This is a genomic window from Thiocapsa roseopersicina (assembly GCF_900106925.1).
GTDB classification, from domain to species: domain Bacteria; phylum Pseudomonadota; class Gammaproteobacteria; order Chromatiales; family Chromatiaceae; genus Thiocapsa; species Thiocapsa roseopersicina.
In genome coordinates this window covers 1-21940 of the sequence record NZ_FNNZ01000006.1, presented here as the reverse complement: position 1 = coordinate 21940, position 21940 = coordinate 1, and the positions used below count along the sequence as shown (strand labels likewise).

The window sequence follows — 21940 nt, the reverse complement described above, 5'->3', positions numbered from 1 at the left end:
CGCGGGACAAGGTGTTTGAAGTCGGGGCCCTCGCCTCTAAACCTCAAGGAGGTCGTCCTGGAATGAGGCGGGCGGGGGACGCGTCGTCTCTGCCTCGGTCGCGCTCGCAGGAGCGCCGAAAAAAGTCAGTCGAAACAAAAGGCAGCGATCGATAAACTCGCGTGTGCTTTTGGGCATCGGTACCCGTGCGCGTACGATCGAGCCGATCAGCTCGGTTCCGTCACGCAACAGTGCGACAGCGTCCATCGCCTCGCGCGTGGCCGTGGCGCTCGCGTTGCAGGGCAGCACCGGGGCCATTCGACCGAGTCGATCCATCGCGACCGCGAAGGTCGGCCAGACATCGAAAATCGCCGGATCGGTGCGCAGGATCTCGCACTTGCGTTTGGCTGCGTCGGCCAGCGCGTCGATCTTCGGATCGATATCGGTCATCTGGCGACTGCCCGCAAAGGTGTCTTTCAGGACCGTCGCGATGCGATCGATGTCGCGCATGGTCATGGCGATCTTGAGGTAACGGCTGTCGTAGAAGTCCTCGATCGTCATGGAAAACGCCTTGAACGGCTCGCCCCAGAGCTCGTCGATCCCCTCGTCTCCGCTGCGATGCCGGACCATCTTTCCGAGCTCCAATGCGTCCACCAGGCAATCTCCGCATTCACGCATCAGGCTATTGTCGGGGCCGATCTCGACCCCGGCGGATTGCAGGTCGACAAGGCAGGTGAAAATGTCCGCGGCCCGATTGAAGAGCGCGCCGGCCAGCATGGCTCCGTTGACCCGCCTGCGCTCCGGATCGGTTTCCGAGGTATAGGCCGCGCGTGCCTCATCGAGCCGAGAGCCCGGGATGTTGATGCCGTGCTCGACGTGATTGAACAGACGTCGGGTGAGCGCTTGGATCAGGCGTCGTTTGGTCTCGAGCGTATCGCCGGGCGGCTTGTAGGACTTGATCCAGTAGCCGTCGTAAAACACGCGCTCCTCGTCGAAGACGATGCGCCGCGTGCCGTTATTGGGTTGTGTGGGCATGCCTGGGTCGGTGTCCTGGGCGGGTAAGAGGATTGATACCGGTTTTCCGCCGGGTGCGCAATCGTGATCCTCGATCCGGCGCCTCCGGGCCGTGATGGCGCACCCCGAGGTGTATACCAAGCTCACCTATGACCTCGAGCATCGCTGGACTATAGTGGCGCTCTCAGCCGCACACGCAGTGACCTTATCGATCCCGGTTTCGTGGGGTTTCTCGCCGCCGGGGTGATGAGCGTCGCGTGATGTTCAGGTCACTATCGAATCGTCTCACCGAGGGAATATGCGAGCGAAGGACAAGATTGCATCCATGATTACGACACTCTTCATATGGGGTCTCGCTGGGGCGCTGTTCGGCGCATTGTTCGGCGGTCTCTACCAGGTCCTCTCCTTTCTCGGGCTTGCGGGCTGGCAGCCGTTGGTCATCGCGGCGGCGGCAGCAGCGATGACGACATCGGCTTTCTACAGCGCGATGCCCGTGGCACTGATGGGTGCCATGGCCGGTGTCCTGGCGTCTATCGGGTATCTGATCGTCAGCGGGCAGAGTGTAGAGCTCTTGTGGATCGCCGGGACGGCGGGCGCGGGCGGGGTTCTCGCAGGCGTTTTCTATGCCTGGATGATCACCGGCGGAGGGCGGCCGCTCGCCGAGACCCTCACTGGCCTGGTTGCGGGCTTAGCGGCCGGCGGCATCATGGCACTCGTGTTCGCTTCCCTGGGTATCCGGTTCAGCATGTTCGTGTTGTCGGCGGGCGTCGTGGCGTTGGTCGGGACCTTCTTCCAGGTCTCCGAACGCTGGTTGGTCGCGCACAGCGCACGCTGGTTTCCGGCGGTCTTGTCGGCCCCCGTAGTCGCCGGACTGATCGCCGCCGTGGTCGGGGCAAGCGTGTGGATCGTCGGCGGTACGACCTCGACCATGTTGAGCAGCAACGCGCAGGATTCAGCGAGTCAGATCCTCGGCGCTGTCCCGCCCGGGTTCCTCGGCGGCATGCTCGGCGGAGCCGTGACGGGCATGCTGTTGCAGATCCTCGGTTTTCGTCCGGAGCAGCCGCACTGAGCGGCGTGGCGGTTGCGATTCGGCCGATCGGAAAGGGTATAAATCCACATGTTTTTTGTGATAATGGGCCCGCAACCTCAAGCAGGAACGGGTTGTGTGGCTTCGACATTCCCTCAATCATGCTGGAGGAGACCAGATGTTCGCCGTTCTTATTGCAGTCGCCATCGGAATCGTCATCGGCTGGAACTGGCCGCAGCCGCCTTGGGCCAAGGATATTCAGGACCGTGTCGTCGAGACATTCCAGTCCTTTACCAATAAGGGTCCCAAGTAATCTACAGAGCCGGATCGGCACCGGTCTCGACCCGGGGCGACAGGGCATGCGGCGTCGATGCCGTGGGCCTGTCGTTCGCCGGTGCCGTCGGCGTCAGACGGAGTCGAGAATCAGCAACACGGCGATCGCCCAAAGCGCCCGGTTCAACCAGCGCCGGTAGGTTACCTGATCGAGCCGGCGGCGCACCCGAATGCCGATCCACAACACGGCCAGTACGGCAGGCAGTGCAAAGAGCGCGAGCTGGATGATGGTCGGATCCAGTGCGTCCTGCAGCGCGAACCCCGTCAGTTGACCGCTCTTGCTGGTAATGAAGCTCAGGTTGAAGGTTGCGACCATCAGACCCGGATGCATCCGGGTGTAGAGCGCGAAGGCAACCACGATGGGCGAGAAGACGTTTACCAGCCCGGCCAAGAGGCCCATCCCCAACCCCAACAGCGCAAGCCCCCAGTGCGGGATTCGATGCTCGGGTCCATCGCCGCGCTTGCGTTGCAGGATCAAGAAGGCGATCAACACTGCGGCCAGCAGCAGCCGAAAGGGCTCCGGGTCGACGCTCAGCAGGATCCGCGTACCGATCAGGCTACCGACCATCGTGAAGACCGGGATGGCCCAGAAGCGGCGCAGTGCTTCGAGCCAGCGTCGCTCGGTGGCGATGCTGACCAGGTTGATGGCGATGGTCGGGATGAGCGTCAGGAGTACGGCCGTGCGCATGTCCATGACGAGCACGAGCAGCGGCGTGGCGACCAGGGGGAACCCGAACCCGAAGGCTCCGTGCACGAAGGCGGCAATCAGGAGGATCCCGATCGCCGCCAGATCGATCAATGCGAACGTGTCCAAGATTCCAATCGTCTCCTGCGGTTTCCGCGTTCGCGTTTAGTTTAAATGCGGTCGCCTGGTTTCCCAGGGCAAAAAAAGCCCGGCGTGTGCCGGGCGAATCGTCTCATGAGAGACGAGGAGGACATCGGTGTCGAGCGTCCGCCTCGCAGAGGCGGACGCTTGCGAAATGACCGGGACGGCTTACGAAGCGGACACCTCTCTGATCCAGTCTAAAAGGCGTCCCCGGGTACCCGCACCCAGCCTTCCATCAATACCCGGGCGCTGCGGCTCATGATGGCCTTGGTCACGGTCCAGTCGCCATTGACATGACGGGCCTCGGCGCCGACGCGCAGTGTGCCCGAGGGGTGGCCGAAGCGGACCGCGGTGCGCTCTCCTCCCCCGGCAGCCAGGTTGACCAGGGTGCCGGGGATGGCTGCGGCGGTGCCGATGGCCACAGCGGCCGTCCCCATCATGGCGTGGTGCAGCTTGCCCATTGAGAGCGCGCGTACGCACAGATCGATGTCGCCTGCGGATACCGACTTTCCACTGGAGGAGACGTAATCGGCCGGCGTGGCGACGAAGGCGACCTTGGGGGTGTGCTGGCGGGTTGCCGCCTCGGCAACCTCCTTGATGAGGCCCATCCGCAGCGCGCCATAGGCGCGGATGGTTTCGAACATCCTCAAGGCATCGGCATCGCCGTTGATGGCGTCCTGCAACTCGGTACCGGTGTACCCGATCGCCGCCGCATTGACGAAAACGGTCGGGATGCCGGCATTGATCATGGTGGCCTCGAGCGTCCCGACACCGGGGACCTCGAGGTGATCGACCAGGTTACCGGTCGGGAACATGGAGCCGCCGCCCTCGCCGTCACCCTCGTCGGCAGGGTCCAGGAACTCCAATTGCACCTCGGCGGCCGGGAAGGTCACGCCGTCGAGCTCGAAATCACCCGTCTCCTGCACGGCGCCGTCGGTCATGGGCACGTGCGCGATGATGGTCTTGCCGATGTTGGCCTGCCAGACGCGCACACGCGCCATGCCGTCCCGCGGCAGCCGGTCAGGATCGATGAGGCCGGCGCCGATGGCGAAGGAGCCAACCGCAGCCGAGAGGTTGCCGCAGTTGCCGCTCCAGTCGACGAAGGCCGTGTCGATGGACACCTGGCCGAACAGATAATCGACGTCGTGATCGGGTTTGCTGCTCTTGGACAGGATGACCGTCTTGCTGGTGCTGGAGGTCGCCCCGCCCATGCCGTCGATCTGTTTGCCGTAGGGGTCCGGGCTGCCGATGACACGCAGCAGCAGGGCATCGCGTGCCGCACCCGGCACTTGGGCGGCCTCGGGAAGGTCTTGCAGGCGGAAGAAGACGCCCTTGCTGGTGCCGCCGCGCATGTAGGTGGCGGGAATGCGGATCTGGGGAACATTAGACATGGGCTTGATATCTCAACTAATTGCTCGATTCACTCCCCTCTCCCCTCTCCCCTCGCGGGAGAGGGGCCGGGGGAGAGGGGGGAGCAGACTGCTCCAGCGCCTCTAAGGATGCTCGACAACACCGCCTCCGGATTCTGCAGGATGTCATGGTTCCAAAACCGTATGACCCTGAAGCCTTGCTCCCCGAGCCATGCATCACGCACGGAATCACGATCACTCGCGTTGCGCTGGCCGCCGTCGGCCTCGACGATCAACCGGGCGCCAAAGTGCACGAAATCGACGATATATGGGCCGATCGGTTGCTGGCGACGGAACTTCTGTCCATCCAGGCGATGGGCGCGTAGATGACGCCAGAGCAGTTGCTCGGCGTCCGTCATGGTTTGGCGCAGGGTTTTGGCGAATTGGCGTTGGTCCATTCTCACCCCCCTCTCCCCAACCCCTCTCCCGCGAGGGGAGAGGGGCTTTTTTGCGCGGTTTTCCGGGAAGCTCGGCTGAGCCATCTCCCCCTCTCCCGCAAGGGGAGGGGCTTTCTTATGCCGCTTTGCTGGATTCCAGGAAGTCCTGGGCGAAGCGCTGCAGCACCCCGCCGGCCTCGTAGATCGCCAGCTCTTCCGCGGTATCGATGCGACAGGTGACCGGCACCTCCACACGTTCGCCGTTCCTGCGCGTGATCACCAGGGTCAGGGTGGCACGCGGCGTGCGCTCGCCGACCACGTCGTAGGTCTCGCTGCCGTCGATCCCGAGCGTCTTGCGGTCGACGCCGGGCTTGAACTCCAGCGGCAGCACGCCCATCCCGACCAGGTTGGTGCGGTGGATGCGCTCGAAGCCCTCGGCGACGATCGCCTCCACCCCGGCCAGCCGCACGCCCTTGGCGGCCCAGTCGCGCGACGAGCCCTGGCCGTAGTCTGCACCGGCGATGATGATCAGCGGCTGCTTGCGGCCCATGTAGGTCTCGATCGCCTCCCACATGCGCATCACCTTGCCTTCCGGCTCGACGCGGGTCAGCGAGCCCTTCTTGACCTGGCCGTCGACCACGGCCATCTCGTTGACCAGCTGCGGGTTGGCGAATGTGGCGCGCTGGGCGGTCAGGTGGTCGCCGCGGTGGGTGGCGTAGGAGTTAAAGTCCTCCTCCGGCAGGCCCATCTTGGCGAGATATTCCCCGGCCGCGCTGTCGGCCATGATGGCGTTCGACGGGGACAGATGATCGGTGGTGATGTTGTCCGGCAAGACCGCCAGCGGACGCATGCCCTTCAGTGTCCGCTCGCCGGCCAGCGCGCCTTCCCAGTAGGGTGGACGGCGGATGTAGGTGCTCTGCGGGCGCCAGTCGTACAGCGGACTCTTGGCCTCTTCCACACGGCCCAGATCGAACATCGGGATATAGACCTGCTTGAACTGCTCGGGCTTCACGCAGGCCGCGACGATGGCGTCGATCTCCTCGTCGCTCGGCCACAGGTCTTTGAGGGTGATGGGGTTGCCCTGCGGGTCATGGCCCAGCGCATCTTGCTCGATGTCGAACCGCACGGTGCCGGCGATGGCGTAGGCCACCACCAGAGGCGGCGAGGCCAGGAAGGCCTGCTTGGCATAGGGGTGGATTCGGCCGTCGAAGTTGCGGTTGCCCGAGAGCACGGCGGTGGCGAAGAGGTCGCGGTCGATGATCTCCTGTTGGATCTTCGGGTCCAGTGCGCCGGACATGCCGTTGCAGGTGGTGCAGGCGTAGCCGACGATGCCGAAGCCGAGCTGCTCCATCTCGGCCAGCAGACCGGCCTCTTCCAGATACAGCTTGGCGACCTTGGAGCCCGGCGCAAAAGAGGTCTTAACCCAGGGCTTGCGCGTCAGACCCAGTGCGTTGGCCTTCTTTGCCACCAGACCGGCGGCCACCACGTTGCGCGGGTTGCTGGTATTGGTGCAGCTGGTGATGGCGGCGATGATCACCGCGCCGTCCGGCATCAGGCCCTCCTTCTCTTCGGCCAGTGCCTTGTCCAGATCCACCGCGATGCCGCGCTCGTGCAGTGCGCTGGTCGGCAGGCGGCGATGCGGGTTGGACGGGCCGGCCATGTTTCGCTCGACGGTGGACAGATCGAACTCCAGCACGCGCTCGTATTCGGCCGTGGCCAGCGCATCGGCCCAGAGGCCGGCGGTCTTGGCATAGGTCTCGACCAATGCGACCTGCTCCGGCTCGCGGCCGGTCAGCGTCAGATAGTCGATGGTCTGCCGGTCGATGTAGAACATGGACGCGGTCGCGCCATACTCCGGACACATATTGGAGATGGTGGCGCGGTCGCCGATCGTGAGGCTGGCGGCACCCTCGCCGAAGAACTCGACATAGGCACCCACTACGCGCTCCTTGCGCAGGAACTCGGTCAGGGCCAGCACGATGTCGGTGGCGGTGATGCCCGGCCGACGCTTGCCGGTCAGCCGCACGCCGATGATGTCGGGCAGGCGCATCATGGAGGCGCGGCCGAGCATGACGGTCTCGGCCTCCAGGCCGCCGACGCCGACGGCGATCACGCCGAGTGCGTCGACATGCGGGGTGTGGCTGTCGGTCCCCACGCAGGTATCCGGGAAGGCGACGCCGTCGCGGGCCTGGATCACCGGGGACATCTTCTCCAGGTTGATCTGGTGCATGATGCCGTTGCCGGCCGGGATCACGTCGACGTTCTTGAACGCGGTCTTGGTCCACTCGATGAAGTGGAAGCGGTCCTCGTTGCGCCGGTCTTCGACGGCGCGGTTCTTCTCGAAGGCCTCCGCGTCGAATCCGCCGTATTCCACGGCCAGGGAGTGATCGACGATCAGCTGGGTCGGCACCACCGGGTTCACCTGTGCCGGGTCGCCGCCCTTCTCGGCGATCGCGTCGCGCAGTCCCGCCAGATCAACCAGGGCGGTCTGGCCGAGGATGTCGTGGCAGACCACCCGCGCCGGATACCAGGGGAAGTCCAGATCCTGGCGGCGCTCGATGAGCTGACCGAGTGCATCGGCGAGAGTGGCCGGGTCGCAGCGGCGCACCAGGTTCTCGGCGAGCACGCGCGAGGTGTAGGGCAGCTTGGCATAGGCGCCGGGCTGGATGGCGTCGACGGTGGCCTCCGCGTCGAAGTAGTCCAGAGCGGTGCCGGGCAAGGGCTTGCGATAGGCGCTGTTCATGATCGGTGCACTGTTTTGGGAGTGGAGACGTCGCCGGACACGCCGTGGAGCGCGGGTGGCGATGTGATGTTGCGATAAAGACAGCCGGGCATGAACGCCGCTGGACCGCGGCGTTCCGATCTGGACCCCGAACCCCGGCCGCTCAGCGCTTCTCGATCGGCACCCAGCTCAGGTTCTCCGGCCCGACATAGTTGGCGCTCGGGCGAATGATCTTGGCGTCGATGCGCTGCTCGATAATGTGCGCCACCCAACCGGTGGTGCGCGAGATGACGAAGATCGGCGTGAACAAGGGGGTCGGAACACCCATCTGCGCGTAGGACACCGCCGAGAACCAGTCGAGGTTCGGGAACATCTTTTTGATGTCCCACATGACGGTTTCGAGGCGGTCGGCGACCTCGAACATGCGCATGTCCTCGTTGGATTGGGATAGACGACGTGCAACCGTCTTGATGACCTCGTTGCGCGGGTCGCCGGTGGTGTAGACCGGGTGACCGAAGCCGATGATGATCTCTTTGCGCCCGACCCGCTCGCGGATGTCGGCCTCGGCCTCGTCGGCGCTGAAATAGCGGCTCTGGATCTCGCAGGCGGCCTCGTTCGCGCCGCCGTGCTTGGGTCCGCGCAGTGCGCCGATCGCGCCCGTGACGGCGGAATAGATGTCCGAGTTGGTGCCGGCGACCACGCGTGCGGCGAAGGTCGAGGCATTGAACTCGTGCTCGGCATAGAGGATCAGCGAGGTGTGCATGGCGCGCACCCACTCGGCCGAGGGCGACTTGCCGTGCAGCAGGTGGAGGAAATGTCCGCCGACCGACTCGTCGTCGGTCTCGACCTCGATGCGCCGGCCGTTGTGGGCGAAGTGATACCAATAGAGCAGCATGGAGCCGAAGCTGGCGACCAGGCGATCGCCGATGTCGCGTGCCGCGGCGACCGGCATGCTGTCCTTCTCGGGCTCCAGCGTGCCGAGCAAGGAGGCGCCGGTGCGCATCACGTCCATCGGGTGCGCCGAGGGCGGGATCTGCTCAAGTGCGGTCTTGAGCGCCGCCGGCAGGCCACGCAGCGAACGGAGCTTACGCTTGTAGGCCGCGAGCTCGGCGGACGTCGGCAGATGTCCGTGGATCAGCAGATAAGCGATCTCTTCGAACTCGGCCTGGTCGGCGAAATCGAGGATGTCGTAGCCCCGATAATGCAGATCGTTGCCGGTGCGCCCGACGGTGCAGACGGCGGTGTTGCCTGCGGCGGTGCCGGACAGGGCAACGGATTTCTTGGGTTTCGGCAGTTGGCTCTCTTGGTTCTCGGCCATCGTGTTCTCCTCGATCGGTGATGTTGGGGAGCTTCCTGCCTCCTGCCTCCTGCCTCCTGCGATCAACGATCAGACAGGGGTGTTCATGCTGGAAGCAGGGGGCCGGAGGCTGGCGGCTTCTTTCAATCCTTGCCCTGCGTAAACAGCTCATCGAGCTTTTGCTCGAAGCCGTGGTAGTTCAGAAAGTCGTAGAGATCCATGCGGGTCTGCATGGTATCGACCACGGCGGCCTGGGTGCCGTCGCGGCGGATCGCCTCGTAGACTTTGAGGGCGGCCAGGTTCATGGCGCGGAACGCCGACAGCGGGTAGAGCACCAGCGAGACGCCTGCCTTGCCCAGCTCGGTGGTCGTGAAGAGCGGGGTGGAGCCGAACTCGGTGATGTTGGCCAGGACCGGGACCTTCACCGCAGCGATGAACTGCTCGTATTGGGCCAACTCGGTCATGGCCTCGGGAAAGATCATGTCCGCGCCGGCCTCCACGCAGGCGACGGCGCGCTCGATGGCCGAGTCGATCCCCTCGACGGCCAAGGCATCGGTGCGGGCCATGATGACGAAGTCGTCGGTGCGGGCATCGACGGCCGCCTTGATGCGGTCGACCATCTCCTCCTTGGAGACGATCGCCTTGCCGGGGCGATGACCGCAGCGCTTGGCCGCGACCTGGTCCTCGATATGGCATCCGGCAGCGCCGGCCCGGTTCATCAGTCGGACGGTGCGGGCGATATTGAAGGCGCCGCCCCAGCCGGTGTCGGCATCGACCAAGAGGGGCAGGGCGCTGGCGTCGGTGATCCTGCGTACGTCCTCCAGCACGTTGTCCAGGCTGGTCATCCCGAGATCCGGGATTCCGAAGGAGCAGGCCGCGACACCGCCGCCCGAGAGATAGAGCGCGCGATAACCGGTGCGCTCCGCCATCATGGCGTGATAGGCGTTGACGGCGCCGACCACCTGCAGAGGATGCTCCTCTTTGACGGCAAGCCGAAGCCGGGCGCCGGGCGTGAGAGTTTTGGTCATGCGGGTCATCTCCTTCGAAGTGGAACTTGGTCGAGAGCTGTGAGCTTCTTGGCTATCAGCTATCAGCGTTATTCGGTCTGATCCGATCGGATCGGCATTCATGTGCATCGCTTCCTCGGACACCTGGATTGTTGCTTACACTCCGGAAGCTGGCGGCTGGCGGCTGGCGGCTGGCGGCTGGCGGCTGGCGGCTGGCGGCTGGCGGCTGGCGGCTGGCGGGGCTCCGCACAGCTCAACGCTCGACGGCCAGCCGGCGCTCGATCGCCCGTCGCGAGGCGCGGATATGCCGGCGCATCAGCCATTCGGCCAGCTCGCCGTCGCGCTCGGCGATGGCGTCGGCCACCAGCTCATGCTCCTTGAGCGCATCGGCGGCCCGGTCGCTCTTCATCCCGAACTGGCAGCGGTACATGCGCGCGAGGTGGTAGAGGTCGTTGCAGAGGATGTCGATGAGGCGCCGGTTGCCGCTGCCCTGGACGATGCGAAAGTGGAAGTCGAGATCGCCTTCCTCCTGGAAATAGGTCTGCCAGTCGGCGCGAGCCACCTCGCGCCTGTGTTGCTCCAGAAGGGCTTTTAAGTCTGCGATGGCCGCATCGGACATGCGTTCCGCGGCGATCCGCGCGGCCATGCCTTCCAGCGCCTCGCGGATCACATAGATTTCCAGGAGCTCATCGTTCGACAGGGTGATGACCCGCGCGCCCAAGTTCGGGCGGCGTTCGACGAGATTGGTGGATTCGAGCCGGCGCATGGCCTCGCGCAACGGGCCACGGCTGATCCCGTAGCGGGCCGCGAGCGCGGGCTCGCTGATTTTGCTTCCGGCGGGGATCTCGCCCTCGACGATTGCCTGGCGCACCTGGCCGAAGACGCGATCGGCGATCGTCGAGGTCTCCTCGTCCAGGGAGTCGGCTGTGGCGGATGTCATAATTGTCGACACTTGATCCGGTGATGGTCTTAATTTAGACCATTATCCGGAGGTGTCAAGTTTAAGTGTCGACATAATGTCGCGCTTGGGTCGGTTTGCGAACCCCGACCCCGGCGGTTGAGCGGGACGGCCGGATCAGGCGTGCCGGGCGTACCCGATCGTGCCCAAGGCGGTCTCGATCTCTTCCAGGATGGCGGGGTCGTCGATCGTGGCGGGCATGCGGTAGTCCTTGCCGTCGGCGATCGACTTCATGGTGCCGCGCAGGATCTTGCCCGAGCGGGTCTTGGGCAGGCGCTGCACCACGACCACGGTCTTGAACGCGGCGACGGGTCCGATCTGATCGCGGACCAGATTCACCAGCTCTTTGGTGATGGCGGCATCTTCGCGCGAAACGCCCGATTTAAGCACCACAAGCCCCACAGGCAGCTCGCCCTTGAGTTGGTCGTGCGCCCCGATCACGGCGCACTCGGCCACATCCGGATGAGAGGCCAGTACCCCTTCCATCGCCCCCGTCGAGAGTCGGTGACCGGCGACATTGATGATGTCGTCGATACGGCTCATGACGAAGAGGTAGCCGTCCTCGTCCAGATAGCCCGCATCGCCGGTGAGGTAGTAGCCCGGCTGCGCCGAAAGATACGATTGGATGAAGCGCGCGTCGTTGCCCCAGAGTGTGGGCAAGCAGCCGGGCGGCAGCGGTAACTTGATCATGATGCGTCCGATGTCGCCGGGCGCGACCGGGACGCCCTCGTCGTCCAGGACCTGAATGTCGTAACCGGGTACGGCGCGGGTCGGCGAGCCGGGTTTGACCGGGAGCTGCTCGATGCCCAGACAGTTGGCGGCGATCGCCCAGCCGGTCTCGGTCTGCCACCAATGGTCGATGACCGGGATGTCCAGGATCTTCTGCGCCCAGCCGAGTGTATCCGGATCGCACCGCTCGCCTGCAAGGAAGAGCGCGCGCAGGCTGCCCAGATCATAGCGCCCGAGGTGCTCGGCTTTCGGATCGTCGCGCTTGATGGCGCGGAAGGCGGTGGGCGCGGTGAAGAGCACGGAGACCTTGTGCTCGGAGATCACGCGCCAAAAAGCCCCGGCGTCGGGCGTGCCGACCGGTTTGCCCTCGTAGACGATCGTGGTGCAGCCCGCCAGCAAAGGCGCGTAGACGATGTAGGAGTGCCCGACCACCCAGCCCACGTCGGATGCGGCCCAGAAGACCTCGCCGGGCTTGACGTTGTAGACGTTCTCCATGCTCCAGGCCATGGCGACCGCGTGACCGCCGTTGTCGCGCACCACGCCCTTGGGTTGGCCGGTGGTGCCGGAGGTGTAGAGGATATAGAGCGGGTCGGTCGCGGCAACCGAGACACAGGCGGCCGGCTCGGCGGCGGCGAGCGCCTCGGCCCAGCCGAGGTCACGTCCCGCGATCAGGGTGCCGGGCTCCTGCTCGCGTTGCAGGATGATGCAGTGCTCAGGCTTATGCTCGGCCAGATTGATGGCCGAGTCGAGCAGCGGCTTGTAATGGACGACCCGGTTCGGCTCTATGCCGCAGGATCCGGCGACCATCACCTTGGGCTTGGCGTCGTCGATGCGGGTGGCCAGCTCGCGCGCTGAGAAACCGCCGAACACCACCGAATGGATGGCGCCGATACGGGCGCAGCCGAGCATGGCGACTGCCGCTTCCGGCACCATCGGCATGTAGACGATGACCCGATCGCCCTTGGTCACGCCGAGCGCCAATAAGGCGCCGGCGAAGCGCGCAACCTGATCCTGCAGCTCCGCATAGGTGATCACCGTCTTGGAGCCGGTGACGGGGCTGTCGTGAATGATGGCGGGTTGATCGCCCCGTCCGGCGGTGACGTGCCGATCCACGGCGTTGTAGCAGGTGTTCAGCATTCCGCCCGCGAACCAGCGATTGAATGGCGGGTTGGAGCTGTCCAGGACCTTGTCCCACGGCCGATCCCAGTCGATGAGCTCCGCGGCTTCGGCCCAGAACGACTCCGGATCCTTCATCGACCGCTCGTAGACAGCTTCATAACCCATGATGATTTCCTCGGTTGGTGAGCGATGGCCTTCGCTGAGACCGGAAGGCTTCTGCGTATTTGCTGCGATGCAACACTAGTGCGACCGACCCAAATTTGCAATCGGCACTCGGGCTTTGACCGGGCCGCGCGCTGAATGCGCGCGGCCCGGTCAAAGCCCGAGGATATTCGTGTCATGCGGCGCGAGCCAGGCTGTCGAGTCGCGAAGTCGGACGTGCTGGAATGAGTGAGTGATCCCGCGCACCCCGGTATGGACCGAGATTACCGGGACCTCGGGGCGAGGAGGATACGGACAGATGCTTAACGGTGCGGCAGTTACACCTGGGCCGTTGGAATGGGATTCTTGACTCGATCAATCGCCGAGCGTCGCATGCTTGGCGCGGTTCAAAAGCAATTTCCTAAACACCTAAACCGCGCTGACTCCGGCGCTCGTGGGTCGCACGAGGCCGAGCCGACACACCGACTGCGCATGTCTCACCGGGCGCGGTTTAGCAGCGGTTTAGTGGGCGATGAGGGCAAAGCTCTCCTCGGCCGCATCCAGCGTCGCCTGGATCTCGGCCTCGCCGTGCGCCATCGAGACGAAACCGGCCTCGAACGCGGACGGCGCCAAATAGACCCCACGCTCCAGCATGGCGTGGAAAAAGGTCTTGAACTGGTCCTGATTGCAGGTCGTTGCCTGCGCGTAATTGGTGACCTTCTCGGCGGTGAAGAAGAGCCCGAACATGCCGCCGGCCTGATTCGTGCTGAAGGGGATCCCCGCGGCATCGGCGCGTGCCTGCAAGCCCGCGAGGAGCTGGGCCGTGGTGGCGCTGAGGCGGTCGTAGAAACCGGGTTCGCTGAGTAGCTCCAGGGTCTTGAGGCCCGCTGCCATCGCGATCGGGTTGCCCGAGAGTGTGCCGGCTTGATAGACCGGCCCGAGCGGGGAGATGCGGGACATGATCTCGCGCTTGCCGCCGAAGGCGCCCACCGGCATGCCGCCGCCGATCACCTTGCCGAGCGCGGTGAGGTCCGGTGTGACGCCGAACAGCTCCTGGGCGCCGCCGCGCGAGACGCGGAAACCGGTCATGACCTCGTCGAAGATGAGCACAGCGCCGTATTGGTCGCAGATCTCACGCAGACCTTCGAGGAATCCCGGCACGGGCGGGATGCAGTTCATGTTGCCGGCAACCGGCTCGACGATGATGCAGGCGATCTCGCCGCCGATCTCGGCGAAGGTCTCGCGCACCTGCTCCAGGTCATTGTAGGCCAGGGTAATGGTCAGCTCGGCCAAGGCCGCGGGCACGCCGGGGGAGCTCGGCTCGCCGAGTGTCAGTGCGCCCGAGCCGGCCTTCACCAGCAGCGAGTCGACATGGCCGTGGTAGCAGCCCTCGAACTTGATCACCTTGTCGCGACCCGTGTAGCCGCGGGCCAGACGCAGTGCGCTCATGGTCGCCTCGGTGCCGGAGCTGACCATGCGCACCATGTCCATGCTCGGGACCAGCTCGCAGACGCGGTCGGCCATGGTCGTTTCGAGCTCGGTCGGGGCGCCGAAAGAGAGGCCCTTTTGGATGCGCTCCTGCACGGCCGCGATGACCTGCGGATGGGCGTGGCCGAGGATCATGGGGCCCCAGGAGCCGACATAGTCGACATAGCGCTTGCCGTCGGCGTCGACGGCATAGGCCCCGGAGGCGCTCTCGAAGAAGACCGGATCGCCGCCGACGCCGCGAAACGCGCGTACCGGCGAGTTCACGCCGCCGGGGATATGGCGCTGCGCGGCTTGGAAGAGATCATGGGATCGGCTCATCGGGGGTCTCCGTCGACAAAAAGTGAGGCATAGGCGCGCGCCGCGGCGGCGAGGTCCGGCTGCGCAAAGACACCGGTCACGACCGCCAGCATCCGGGCGCCCGCCGCGATCAATAGCCCGCCATTTTGTGGCGTGATCCCGCCGATCGCAACCGCGGGAATTCGAAGGCTGTCGCGTGCGGTGCTCAGAAGCCCCAAAGAGGCCCGTACCGCATGCGGTTTGGTGGCCGAGGGGAAGAAGCTCCCAAAGGCGACATAGCTGGCCCCGGTCCGCTCGGCGGCCTGCGCGAGGTCCATGTCGTCGTAGCAGGAGACGCCGATGATGGCGTCTGCTCCGAGGCGCCGACGGGCCGCGACGGGGTCGCCGTCGTCGCGGCCGAGATGCACCCCGTCGGCGCCGATCTCCGCGGCGAGGACCACATCGTCATTGATGACGAGCGGGACGCCCGCGGCACGGCAGACGCCGAGCAAGGCGATGGCCTGGTCGCGTCGAAGCTGCCGACCCGCGCCCTTATTGCGGTATTGGACGAGCCTGGCCCCACCCGAGATGGCCCGCGCGACCTGTTCGGCAAGTGCGTCGTGGGGCGCTGCGGTGTCCGGGGTGATCAAGTAGAGTCCATCGAGGTGCGTCATGGGTCGAGTGCGTAAAGGCGATTGGGTGTCAGCTGACAGCGGCCGGTCCGGAGCGCCCGATCGAGGCTCTCCCAGGTATAGGCTTGGGCCTCGGCGACGGCCTCCGGCATTGCCGCCCCGAGCGCGAGGCGGGCGGCGATCGCGCTCGCCAGCGTGCAGCCCGAACCGTGATACTCCCCGGCCAAGCGCGGCCAGTCCAGGCGTTGTTGGAGTCCCTCGGCGTTGAACAGCCAATTGGTGACGTCGGTCGTGTCGTCGTGCGTGCCCGTGATCAGGATCCATCGTGCGCCGAGCGCGAGCAGGCGCGACGCGCAATCGGACGGGTCGATGGCGCCGGTCAGGGTCTGCGCCTCCGGCAGATTCGGCGTGACGAGCGCGCTGCGGGGAATCAGGCTCATCCGCAATCGATCCAGCATGGCCGCGTCCGCGACCCGCTGCCCGGCGCCGCTGGCGAGGACGGGATCGAGGACCACCGGAACGCCGGGGTTTTCGTCGATCAGCGTGCCCAGTAGGTCGATCAGCGGGGCGCTGCCGATCATCCCGATCTTGAGTGCGCTCGGGGTGCAGTCGCGCAGCAGGGCGCGACACTGCCCCTCGACATGCTCCGCGGCTTGCGGGTAGACGCGCGAAAGCCCGCAGGTGTTCTGCTCGGTCAGCGCGCTGATGACGGTGACCGGAAAGGCGCCCGCGGCCCGTACGGCCTCGGCGTCGGCGAGGATGCCGGCGCCGCCGCTCGGGTCGTGTCCGCCGACGCAGAGGACGACGGGTCGATCGTTGATCCTGCTCATGGGATTCAGTCTCGTCTGTGTAGCCGAGGTGCGGGGCCGGATTGCCCGCGTTCGAACCCGCCGCGGCGTCCGTTCCGCGGAGGTCTCAAGACGATTCGCCCGAGCTTCGTTGAAATCCGAGTCGGCCCGCCCGACCATTGGAGCGATTAAACCCCGATGCGCTCATGGATGTCGATCCCGACAAACCCCGCGCGCCGGGGTCCGGGAACTGCGACGGAGCGATTCGATGAAGACCTATATGTGCGTGATCTGCGGCTTGATCTACGACGAGGCCGAGGGCTGGCCGGACGACGATATCCCGCCCGGGACGCGTTGGGACGATGTCCCGCTCAACTGGAAGTGCCCAGAGTGCGGCGCCGGGAAGGACGACTTCGAGATGGTCGAGGTCTGATGTATCGCGAGCTTGGAGATCCGACGACGCCGAGCGGTGGAGCGACGGCCGCGTCCGAGCGGCTGCAAGGGCTCGGTAGTTCCCGCGCATTGCGGATTTTCTCGTCTACACTCCTTGACATGGACGCGATCGCGGAACGACAGGTGAGCGGACTCGAGGGCCTTGAGGTTGCCGGGCTCGCCAGGCGGTATTGTGATCTTATCGAGGCGTCTATCGACGCGCATCGTCGGCATTGGCTGGGGGATGTCGCGAGCCTGCTGCCGCGTCTACAGGCAGCCATCTCCTCGGTGTCGGCCCCGGTTTCGGGCGTTGTTCCGATGAGCGTGGTGGATCTCGATGCGCGCTTCGAGCTGTTCTGGCGCCTGCGTCGGCTGCTCGCCGATCGCGACGGCTATTGGCTGGAGTTCGATCGGGCCAGCGAGGGTGCCGACGGGATGACCGGGAGCTTGGCGGACGATCTGACCGATATCTATTGCGAGCTGAAATCCGGACTCGGACTCTACGCTTGTTACCCCGAGCGCGCTTTGAGGGGCTGGGCCTACGGGTTCGATCGTCACTGGGGCCGACATCTCGTCGATGCCGAGCGCCACCTCGCCCTGCTCGCCGCGCAAGGTCGGCTCGAGCTTTGACCCTTGATCTTGCGGTAGTATAATGGTCGGGTTTTCTGCTAACCTCATTCGCTGAATCGATTTGTCAAGAGGCCGAGTCCTATGTCCGCGGTGTTGAATGAAATGGAGCTGACGCTGACCGCGCCGGCTCAAGCGAAGATGGCCGATCTGTTCGAGCAAGTCGACGACAACGTGCAAGGCGTGCGCGTGTTTGCGACGCCCGGCGGCTGCAGCGGCATCAGCTTCGGGATGACCTTCACCGATGCCATCAACGACGACGACGGCGTGTTGGCCTACGACGGCTTCAAGGTCGTGGTCGACGACGGTACCTTGCCCTATCTGCGCGGTGTGGAGATCGACTTTGTCGATCAAGGCGACGGCAATGCGACCTTCGTCTTCAACAACCTTCCGCAGGTCGGCGGTGGTGGTGGCTGTGGCTCTTGCGGATCCTCGTCGTCCTCGGGCGGCGGCTGCTCCTGATACTGAAAGCCCGGCGTCGCCTCGAAACGAGAAGCGGCTTTTGCCGCTTTTTTCGTTGGGCCGATAGAGGTTCGCATTCTGCTTTTCGCACGTTCGGAGTCGAGTGGGTATGGTGAGGGTCGGAATCGTCGGCGGCACGGGTTACACGGGTGCGGAGCTCTTGCGGATCCTGGCAAGGCATCCGGCCGCAGCGATTGCGGTCATTACGTCGCGGACCGAGGCCGGGGTCGCTGTTGCCGAGATGTTTCCGCATCTGCGGGGGCGGCTGGATCTCGAGTTCACGTCGCCCGACGAGGGTGCGCTGGCTGAATGCGACCTCGTCTATTTCGCCACGCCCAACGGAACGGCCATGAAGGCGGTGCCGGATCTGCTCGCACGGGGCGTGCGCGTGATCGATCTGGCTGCCGACTTTCGGCTGAAGGATCCGGTGCTTTGGGAGACCTGGTACGGCATGCCTCATGCCTGTCCCGAGCTTCTGGACGAGGCGGTCTACGGGTTGCCGGAGCTGAATCGGGATGCGGTGCGTGGCGCGCGACTGGTGGCGAATCCGGGTTGCTATCCGACCGCGGTGACGCTCGGATTTCTGCCTCTGCTCGCCGCCGGAGTGGTCGATCCGAGCTGGCTGATTGCGGATGCCAAGTCCGGCGTCAGCGGTGCCGGGCGCAAGGCGTCGACGGGTCTGTTGATGGCCGAGGTCGGCGAAAGCTTCAAGGCCTACTCGGTCGGGGGACACCGGCACGCGCCCGAGATCGCTCAGAACCTCGAACGTTTCTCCGGTTCCACCTTGAATCTGACCTTCGTTCCCCATCTGGTACCCATGATCCGCGGGATCGAGGCCACGCTCTATGCGCGCTTGATCCGATCCGATGTCGATCTCGACGACCTCTTCTCGACCTATTACGCGAAGGAGCCTTTTGTCGATCCGATGCCGGGAGGATCGCATCCCGATACCCGCTCGGTGCGCGGCGCGAACCTCTGCCGGATGGCGGCGACGCGCCAAGGTGACTCAGGTGTTGTCGTGGTCCAGTCCGTGATCGACAACCTGGTGAAGGGTGCTGCGGGGCAGGCGGTTCAGAACATGAATCTGATGTTCGGCATCGACGAGTCGGCCGGGCTGGATGCACTGGCTCTCCTGCCATGAGGCCCGGGTCCGTTTGAGACCGAGGGAACAGGGTAAGCCGATGCCGAAACGGTCCAGGTCTCGGATCGTCGGTTCGGGATCGTACGAGCCCGATGCCTGACTCATTGCGACGCCTCTCCTACCGGCTGCTGGCGGGCGGTTTCTATGCCGTTCTTTTGGCCGCGGCACTCTGGACGGGATTCGAGCTCGGCCAAGAGCGCGTGACCTCGCTCATGCAACCGGAGCTGGCTGCACTCGATGCGGAGCGGCTTGAGCTGGTGGCGGAGCGCGATGTGTTGCGCGTCGATTTGGCCGTGGCGTTGCGCGAGCAGGTCATAGCGGAGCGCAGTCGTCAGATCGACCGGGAGACGGCGCGTGCCCTGACCGAACAGCTCAAGGAAGCGCAAGACGCACGCTTGGACCTGAGTCGGGAGCTTTTGTATCTCAAGCGACTGGTCCAAGAAGGCGACCGAGGTGCGATACGGGTTCATGATTTGCGCCTCGTCTCCGAAGGACGTCCCAAGGCGTTCCGCTACGCCTTCACGCTGACCCAGGTCGTGCCGGGATTCGCTGAAACCACAGGCCACATTCGGTTCGAGATCGAAGGGCGGGGTCCTGGCGGTGCGGTGACCCTGTCGCTCGTGGATCTCCCGAGCGCGGAGCCGCGAGCCCTGCCGATCGCGCTGGAGTATCTTCAAAGTCTGTCGGGGGTCTTCGAGCTCCCCGACGATTTCGAGCCGACCGGTCTTGTGATCGGGGTCGAGCCGTCCGACGACCGCTTGATACCGACGTCGGAATCCTTTCCCTGGGCGCCGACGCCAGAGACGCCCTCGCCAAGCGGGTCGCCCGAGGAGGCGTCGTCTCGAGGTTCTTGATGCGGCTCGATCCGAATCGCCGAATCCAGAGGCGTCGCTCGTGGTCTGGCTCGCCGACCAGCCCTGTGCGCTTGAAAAAACCAACGAAGAGCATAGGATAAGGATCCTGAACTACTCAACTCAAGAGCCGACCTGCTATGACGACCGAAGTTGCCGCTGATTTACCGCTGGTTTTCACCACCTCTGCCGCATCCAAGGTGGCCCAATTGATCTCCGAGGAGGGTAACCCCTCGTTGATGCTGCGGGTCTACATCCAAGGCGGAGGATGCTCGGGTTTCCAATACGGCTTTACGTTCGATGAAGAGGTTCAGGACGGCGACACCGAGGTTGTCACGGACGGCGTCACCTTGCTGGTTGACCCCATGAGTCTCCAGTACCTGACGGGCTCCGAGATCGATTACACCGAAGGTCTGCAGGGCGCTCAGTTCGTGATCCGCAATCCCAACGCGACCACGACCTGCGGTTGCGGCTCTTCGTTCTCGACCTAATCCTGTCCCGGTCGCGTCGACGGCTCGGCCGTCGATGTTGATTCCGCAGGCGCCTTCGGCGGAATCGCCAAGGGAACGACGCGCGGGTTGCGCGGCTCGACGGGGGTTCCCTCGGCGGCCGGCTTTTGAGAGAACCACTGCAAAGCGGCGTAGCCCAAGAGCCCGAGCGCGACCACGGCCAGGAGAACTGCGACGATGCGAAGCGTCTTGCTGCGCGCCTTGCGTCGCGGCCATTCCGTTTGTCTAAATTTGTAGTCTCGCATCATGACTCGAATACAAGGCTCGGAAAAATCGAAGTTTTCCAGGTACCTATTAGTGTAGTCCCAAACCCGGTCGACCGACAAGTCGCGACCGGAGGGAGGTGCTCCGAAGACCTCGACGGCTTGTCGCCCCCTTTCCTCCGTCGTAACCTGCTCCGCTTCTATAGCTGACTCCCGACAGGGTTGGACGATCGAACATCATGGAGCAACTCGAACGCTCGCTTGCGCTGATCAAGCGCGGGACCGACGAAATCCTCCTCGAAGACGCGCTGCGCCGGAAGCTGGCACTGGGTCGTCCCTTGCGGATCAAGGCGGGTTTCGATCCGACCGCCCCGGATCTGCATCTCGGGCACACCGTTCTGCTCAACAAGCTGCGTCAGCTGCAAGATCTCGGGCATGAGATCCTCTTTCTGATCGGCGACTTCACGGGGCTGATCGGTGATCCGACGGGCAAGAGCGCGACCCGCAAACCACTCTCCCCCGAGCAGATTCAGGAAAATGCGAAGACCTACCAGGATCAGGTCTTCCGGATCCTCGATCCCGAACGAACGCGCGTCGTCTTCAATTCCCAGTGGCTCGAGCCGCTCGGCGCCGCCGGTTTGGTGCAGCTGGCGGCCCGACATACGGTCGCCCGGATGCTCGAGCGCGACGATTTCGCGAAACGCTACAAGGCCGGACAGCCGATCGCGATCCACGAGTTCCTTTATCCATTGATCCAGGGCTACGACTCCGTCGCGCTGCAGGCGGACATCGAGCTGGGCGGGACCGATCAGAAGTTCAATCTCTTGGTTGGGCGCCAGCTTCAAGAGGCATACGGGCAGGAGCCGCAGGTCGTCATCACCTTGCCGATCCTGGAGGGGCTGGACGGCGTACAGAAGATGTCGAAGTCTCTGGGCAACTACATCGGCATTACGGATCCTCCGGAGGAGATGTTCGGCAAGATCATGTCGGTGTCCGATGAGCTTATGTGGCGCTATTTCGAGCTGCTCAGTACGCGCGATCTTGTCGAGATTCAGGCATGGCGGGACGCGGTGGGTGAAGGTGCGAATCCGCGAGACATCAAGTTCGAGCTTGGTCTTGAGCTCGTCGCGCGATTCCATGACGCCGCGAAGGCCCGTGCGGCGCTCGAAGGCTTCGTGGCGCGCTTCCAGCGTGGCGCCTTACCGGAGGAGATCCCCGAGCAGACGCTGCCTACCGGAGAGGGTGGCGTCCTGCCGATCGCCAGTCTATTGAAAGCGGCGGGCCTCGCCGGCAGCACATCCGAGGCGATCCGCCTGATCGGCCAAGGAGCGGTGCGCATCGACGGCGAGCGGGTCGAAGACGCACGACTCTCCTGTGCGGCGGGCAGTCAGCATGTCTACCAGGTCGGCAAGCGCCGCTTTGCGCGGATCCGACTGACTGCGGGTTGATGCTCAACGGAACGCTCGGATGCGACGCGTCGAACAGGTCTTGACAGTCGTCTCGAGTCGTATAGAATGCGCGGCTCGCTGAGGGGAAACCGCGGCGGGGGTGGTCCTGGAGGGGCTGCCGGAGGCAGGGAGAGGTGGTGTTGAG

General features: G+C 64.7%; 22 protein-coding genes. 9 read left to right on the top strand and 13 right to left on the bottom strand.

Annotation, left to right across the window (positions count from 1 at the left end):
- Window positions 1-36: 36 nt before the first annotated feature.
- On the bottom strand, window positions 37-1014 hold the full coding sequence (locus tag BLV04_RS08250; protein WP_093029947.1) for a hypothetical protein: 978 nt from the start codon (window positions 1012-1014) through the stop codon (window positions 37-39).
- Window positions 1015-1318: 304 nt separating this feature from the next.
- Between BLV04_RS08250 and BLV04_RS08245 the strand changes: the two genes are divergently transcribed.
- The gene (locus BLV04_RS08245; protein ID WP_342721897.1) at window positions 1319-2062 is read left to right on the top strand and encodes a spermidine synthase; all 744 of its coding nucleotides are present in this window, start codon (window positions 1319-1321) and stop codon (window positions 2060-2062) included.
- 136 nt (window positions 2063-2198) lie between these two features.
- Complete coding sequence (locus BLV04_RS25860) at window positions 2199-2333, top strand: hypothetical protein (RefSeq protein ID WP_281241823.1); 135 nt, start codon at window positions 2199-2201, stop codon at window positions 2331-2333.
- A gap of 93 nt (window positions 2334-2426) precedes the next feature.
- Here BLV04_RS25860 and BLV04_RS08240 read toward each other — a convergent pair whose 3' ends face one another.
- The 11 genes from BLV04_RS08240 to thiD form a co-directional block, all read right to left on the bottom strand.
- Window positions 2427-3167, bottom strand: a complete 741-nt coding sequence (locus BLV04_RS08240) for a sulfite exporter TauE/SafE family protein (protein ID WP_245731797.1) — start codon at window positions 3165-3167, stop codon at window positions 2427-2429.
- 209 nt (window positions 3168-3376) lie between these two features.
- Entirely contained in the window at window positions 3377-4570 is a 1194-nt protein-coding gene (gene prpF, locus BLV04_RS08235) for a 2-methylaconitate cis-trans isomerase PrpF (RefSeq protein ID WP_093029943.1), read from the bottom strand.
- A gap of 29 nt (window positions 4571-4599) precedes the next feature.
- Window positions 4600-4947, bottom strand: a complete 348-nt coding sequence (locus tag BLV04_RS08230) for an endonuclease domain-containing protein (protein WP_245731809.1) — start codon at window positions 4945-4947, stop codon at window positions 4600-4602.
- A 154-nt stretch (window positions 4948-5101) separates the two neighbouring features.
- Window positions 5102-7708 carry a Fe/S-dependent 2-methylisocitrate dehydratase AcnD gene (gene acnD / locus BLV04_RS08225; RefSeq protein WP_093029941.1) on the bottom strand — a complete coding sequence of 869 codons (2607 nt, stop codon included), beginning with the start codon at window positions 7706-7708 and terminating at the stop codon, window positions 5102-5104.
- A 142-nt stretch (window positions 7709-7850) separates the two neighbouring features.
- Window positions 7851-9005, bottom strand: a complete 1155-nt coding sequence (prpC, locus tag BLV04_RS08220) for a bifunctional 2-methylcitrate synthase/citrate synthase (RefSeq protein WP_093029939.1) — start codon at window positions 9003-9005, stop codon at window positions 7851-7853.
- Window positions 9006-9127: 122 nt separating this feature from the next.
- The gene (gene prpB / locus BLV04_RS08215) at window positions 9128-10012 is read right to left on the bottom strand and encodes a methylisocitrate lyase (RefSeq protein WP_093029937.1); all 885 of its coding nucleotides are present in this window, start codon (window positions 10010-10012) and stop codon (window positions 9128-9130) included.
- Between the two features lie 232 nt (window positions 10013-10244).
- Window positions 10245-10931 (bottom strand): GntR family transcriptional regulator, encoded by a 687-nt coding sequence (locus BLV04_RS08205; protein ID WP_093029935.1) that lies wholly within the window; start codon window positions 10929-10931, stop codon window positions 10245-10247.
- Window positions 10932-11066: 135 nt separating this feature from the next.
- Window positions 11067-12962 (bottom strand): propionyl-CoA synthetase, encoded by a 1896-nt coding sequence (locus tag BLV04_RS08200; RefSeq protein ID WP_093029933.1) that lies wholly within the window; start codon window positions 12960-12962, stop codon window positions 11067-11069.
- A gap of 498 nt (window positions 12963-13460) precedes the next feature.
- Window positions 13461-14744 carry a glutamate-1-semialdehyde 2,1-aminomutase gene (gene hemL, locus BLV04_RS08195; protein ID WP_093029931.1) on the bottom strand — a complete coding sequence of 428 codons (1284 nt, stop codon included), beginning with the start codon at window positions 14742-14744 and terminating at the stop codon, window positions 13461-13463.
- Window positions 14741-15376, bottom strand: a complete 636-nt coding sequence (gene thiE, locus BLV04_RS08190) for a thiamine phosphate synthase (RefSeq protein ID WP_093029929.1) — start codon at window positions 15374-15376, stop codon at window positions 14741-14743. Before thiE ends, hemL begins: the two co-directional genes overlap by 4 nt.
- Complete coding sequence (gene thiD / locus BLV04_RS08185) at window positions 15373-16164, bottom strand: bifunctional hydroxymethylpyrimidine kinase/phosphomethylpyrimidine kinase (protein WP_093029927.1); 792 nt, start codon at window positions 16162-16164, stop codon at window positions 15373-15375. The genes thiE and thiD overlap by 4 nt, the downstream gene beginning before the upstream one ends.
- A gap of 226 nt (window positions 16165-16390) precedes the next feature.
- Here thiD and BLV04_RS08180 point away from each other — a divergent pair, with 226 nt between their 5' ends.
- The 6 genes from BLV04_RS08180 to erpA all read left to right on the top strand — a co-directional run bounded on the left by BLV04_RS08180 (window position 16391) and on the right by erpA (window position 20126).
- Window positions 16391-16555: a rubredoxin gene (locus BLV04_RS08180; protein ID WP_093029925.1), complete on the top strand. Its 165-nt coding sequence runs from the start codon at window positions 16391-16393 to the stop codon at window positions 16553-16555.
- Window positions 16556-16698: 143 nt separating this feature from the next.
- The gene (locus BLV04_RS08175; protein WP_245731796.1) at window positions 16699-17184 is read left to right on the top strand and encodes a DUF5063 domain-containing protein; all 486 of its coding nucleotides are present in this window, start codon (window positions 16699-16701) and stop codon (window positions 17182-17184) included.
- Between the two features lie 81 nt (window positions 17185-17265).
- Entirely contained in the window at window positions 17266-17643 is a 378-nt protein-coding gene (locus BLV04_RS08170; protein WP_093029920.1) for a HesB/IscA family protein, read from the top strand.
- 109 nt (window positions 17644-17752) lie between these two features.
- Window positions 17753-18784, top strand: a complete 1032-nt coding sequence (gene argC, locus BLV04_RS08165; protein WP_093029918.1) for an N-acetyl-gamma-glutamyl-phosphate reductase — start codon at window positions 17753-17755, stop codon at window positions 18782-18784.
- Between the two features lie 92 nt (window positions 18785-18876).
- Complete coding sequence (locus BLV04_RS08160; protein WP_139191882.1) at window positions 18877-19638, top strand: DUF6776 family protein; 762 nt, start codon at window positions 18877-18879, stop codon at window positions 19636-19638.
- A 137-nt stretch (window positions 19639-19775) separates the two neighbouring features.
- The gene (gene erpA, locus BLV04_RS08155) at window positions 19776-20126 is read left to right on the top strand and encodes an iron-sulfur cluster insertion protein ErpA (RefSeq protein ID WP_093029914.1); all 351 of its coding nucleotides are present in this window, start codon (window positions 19776-19778) and stop codon (window positions 20124-20126) included.
- Here the strand turns inward: erpA and BLV04_RS08150 are convergent.
- The gene (locus BLV04_RS08150) at window positions 20123-20389 is read right to left on the bottom strand and encodes a hypothetical protein (protein WP_139191881.1); all 267 of its coding nucleotides are present in this window, start codon (window positions 20387-20389) and stop codon (window positions 20123-20125) included. The genes erpA and BLV04_RS08150 overlap by 4 nt on opposite strands.
- 197 nt (window positions 20390-20586) lie before the next feature.
- Here BLV04_RS08150 and tyrS point away from each other — a divergent pair, with 197 nt between their 5' ends.
- Complete coding sequence (gene tyrS / locus BLV04_RS08145; RefSeq protein ID WP_093029910.1) at window positions 20587-21795, top strand: tyrosine--tRNA ligase; 1209 nt, start codon at window positions 20587-20589, stop codon at window positions 21793-21795.
- Window positions 21796-21940 lie beyond the last annotated feature (145 nt).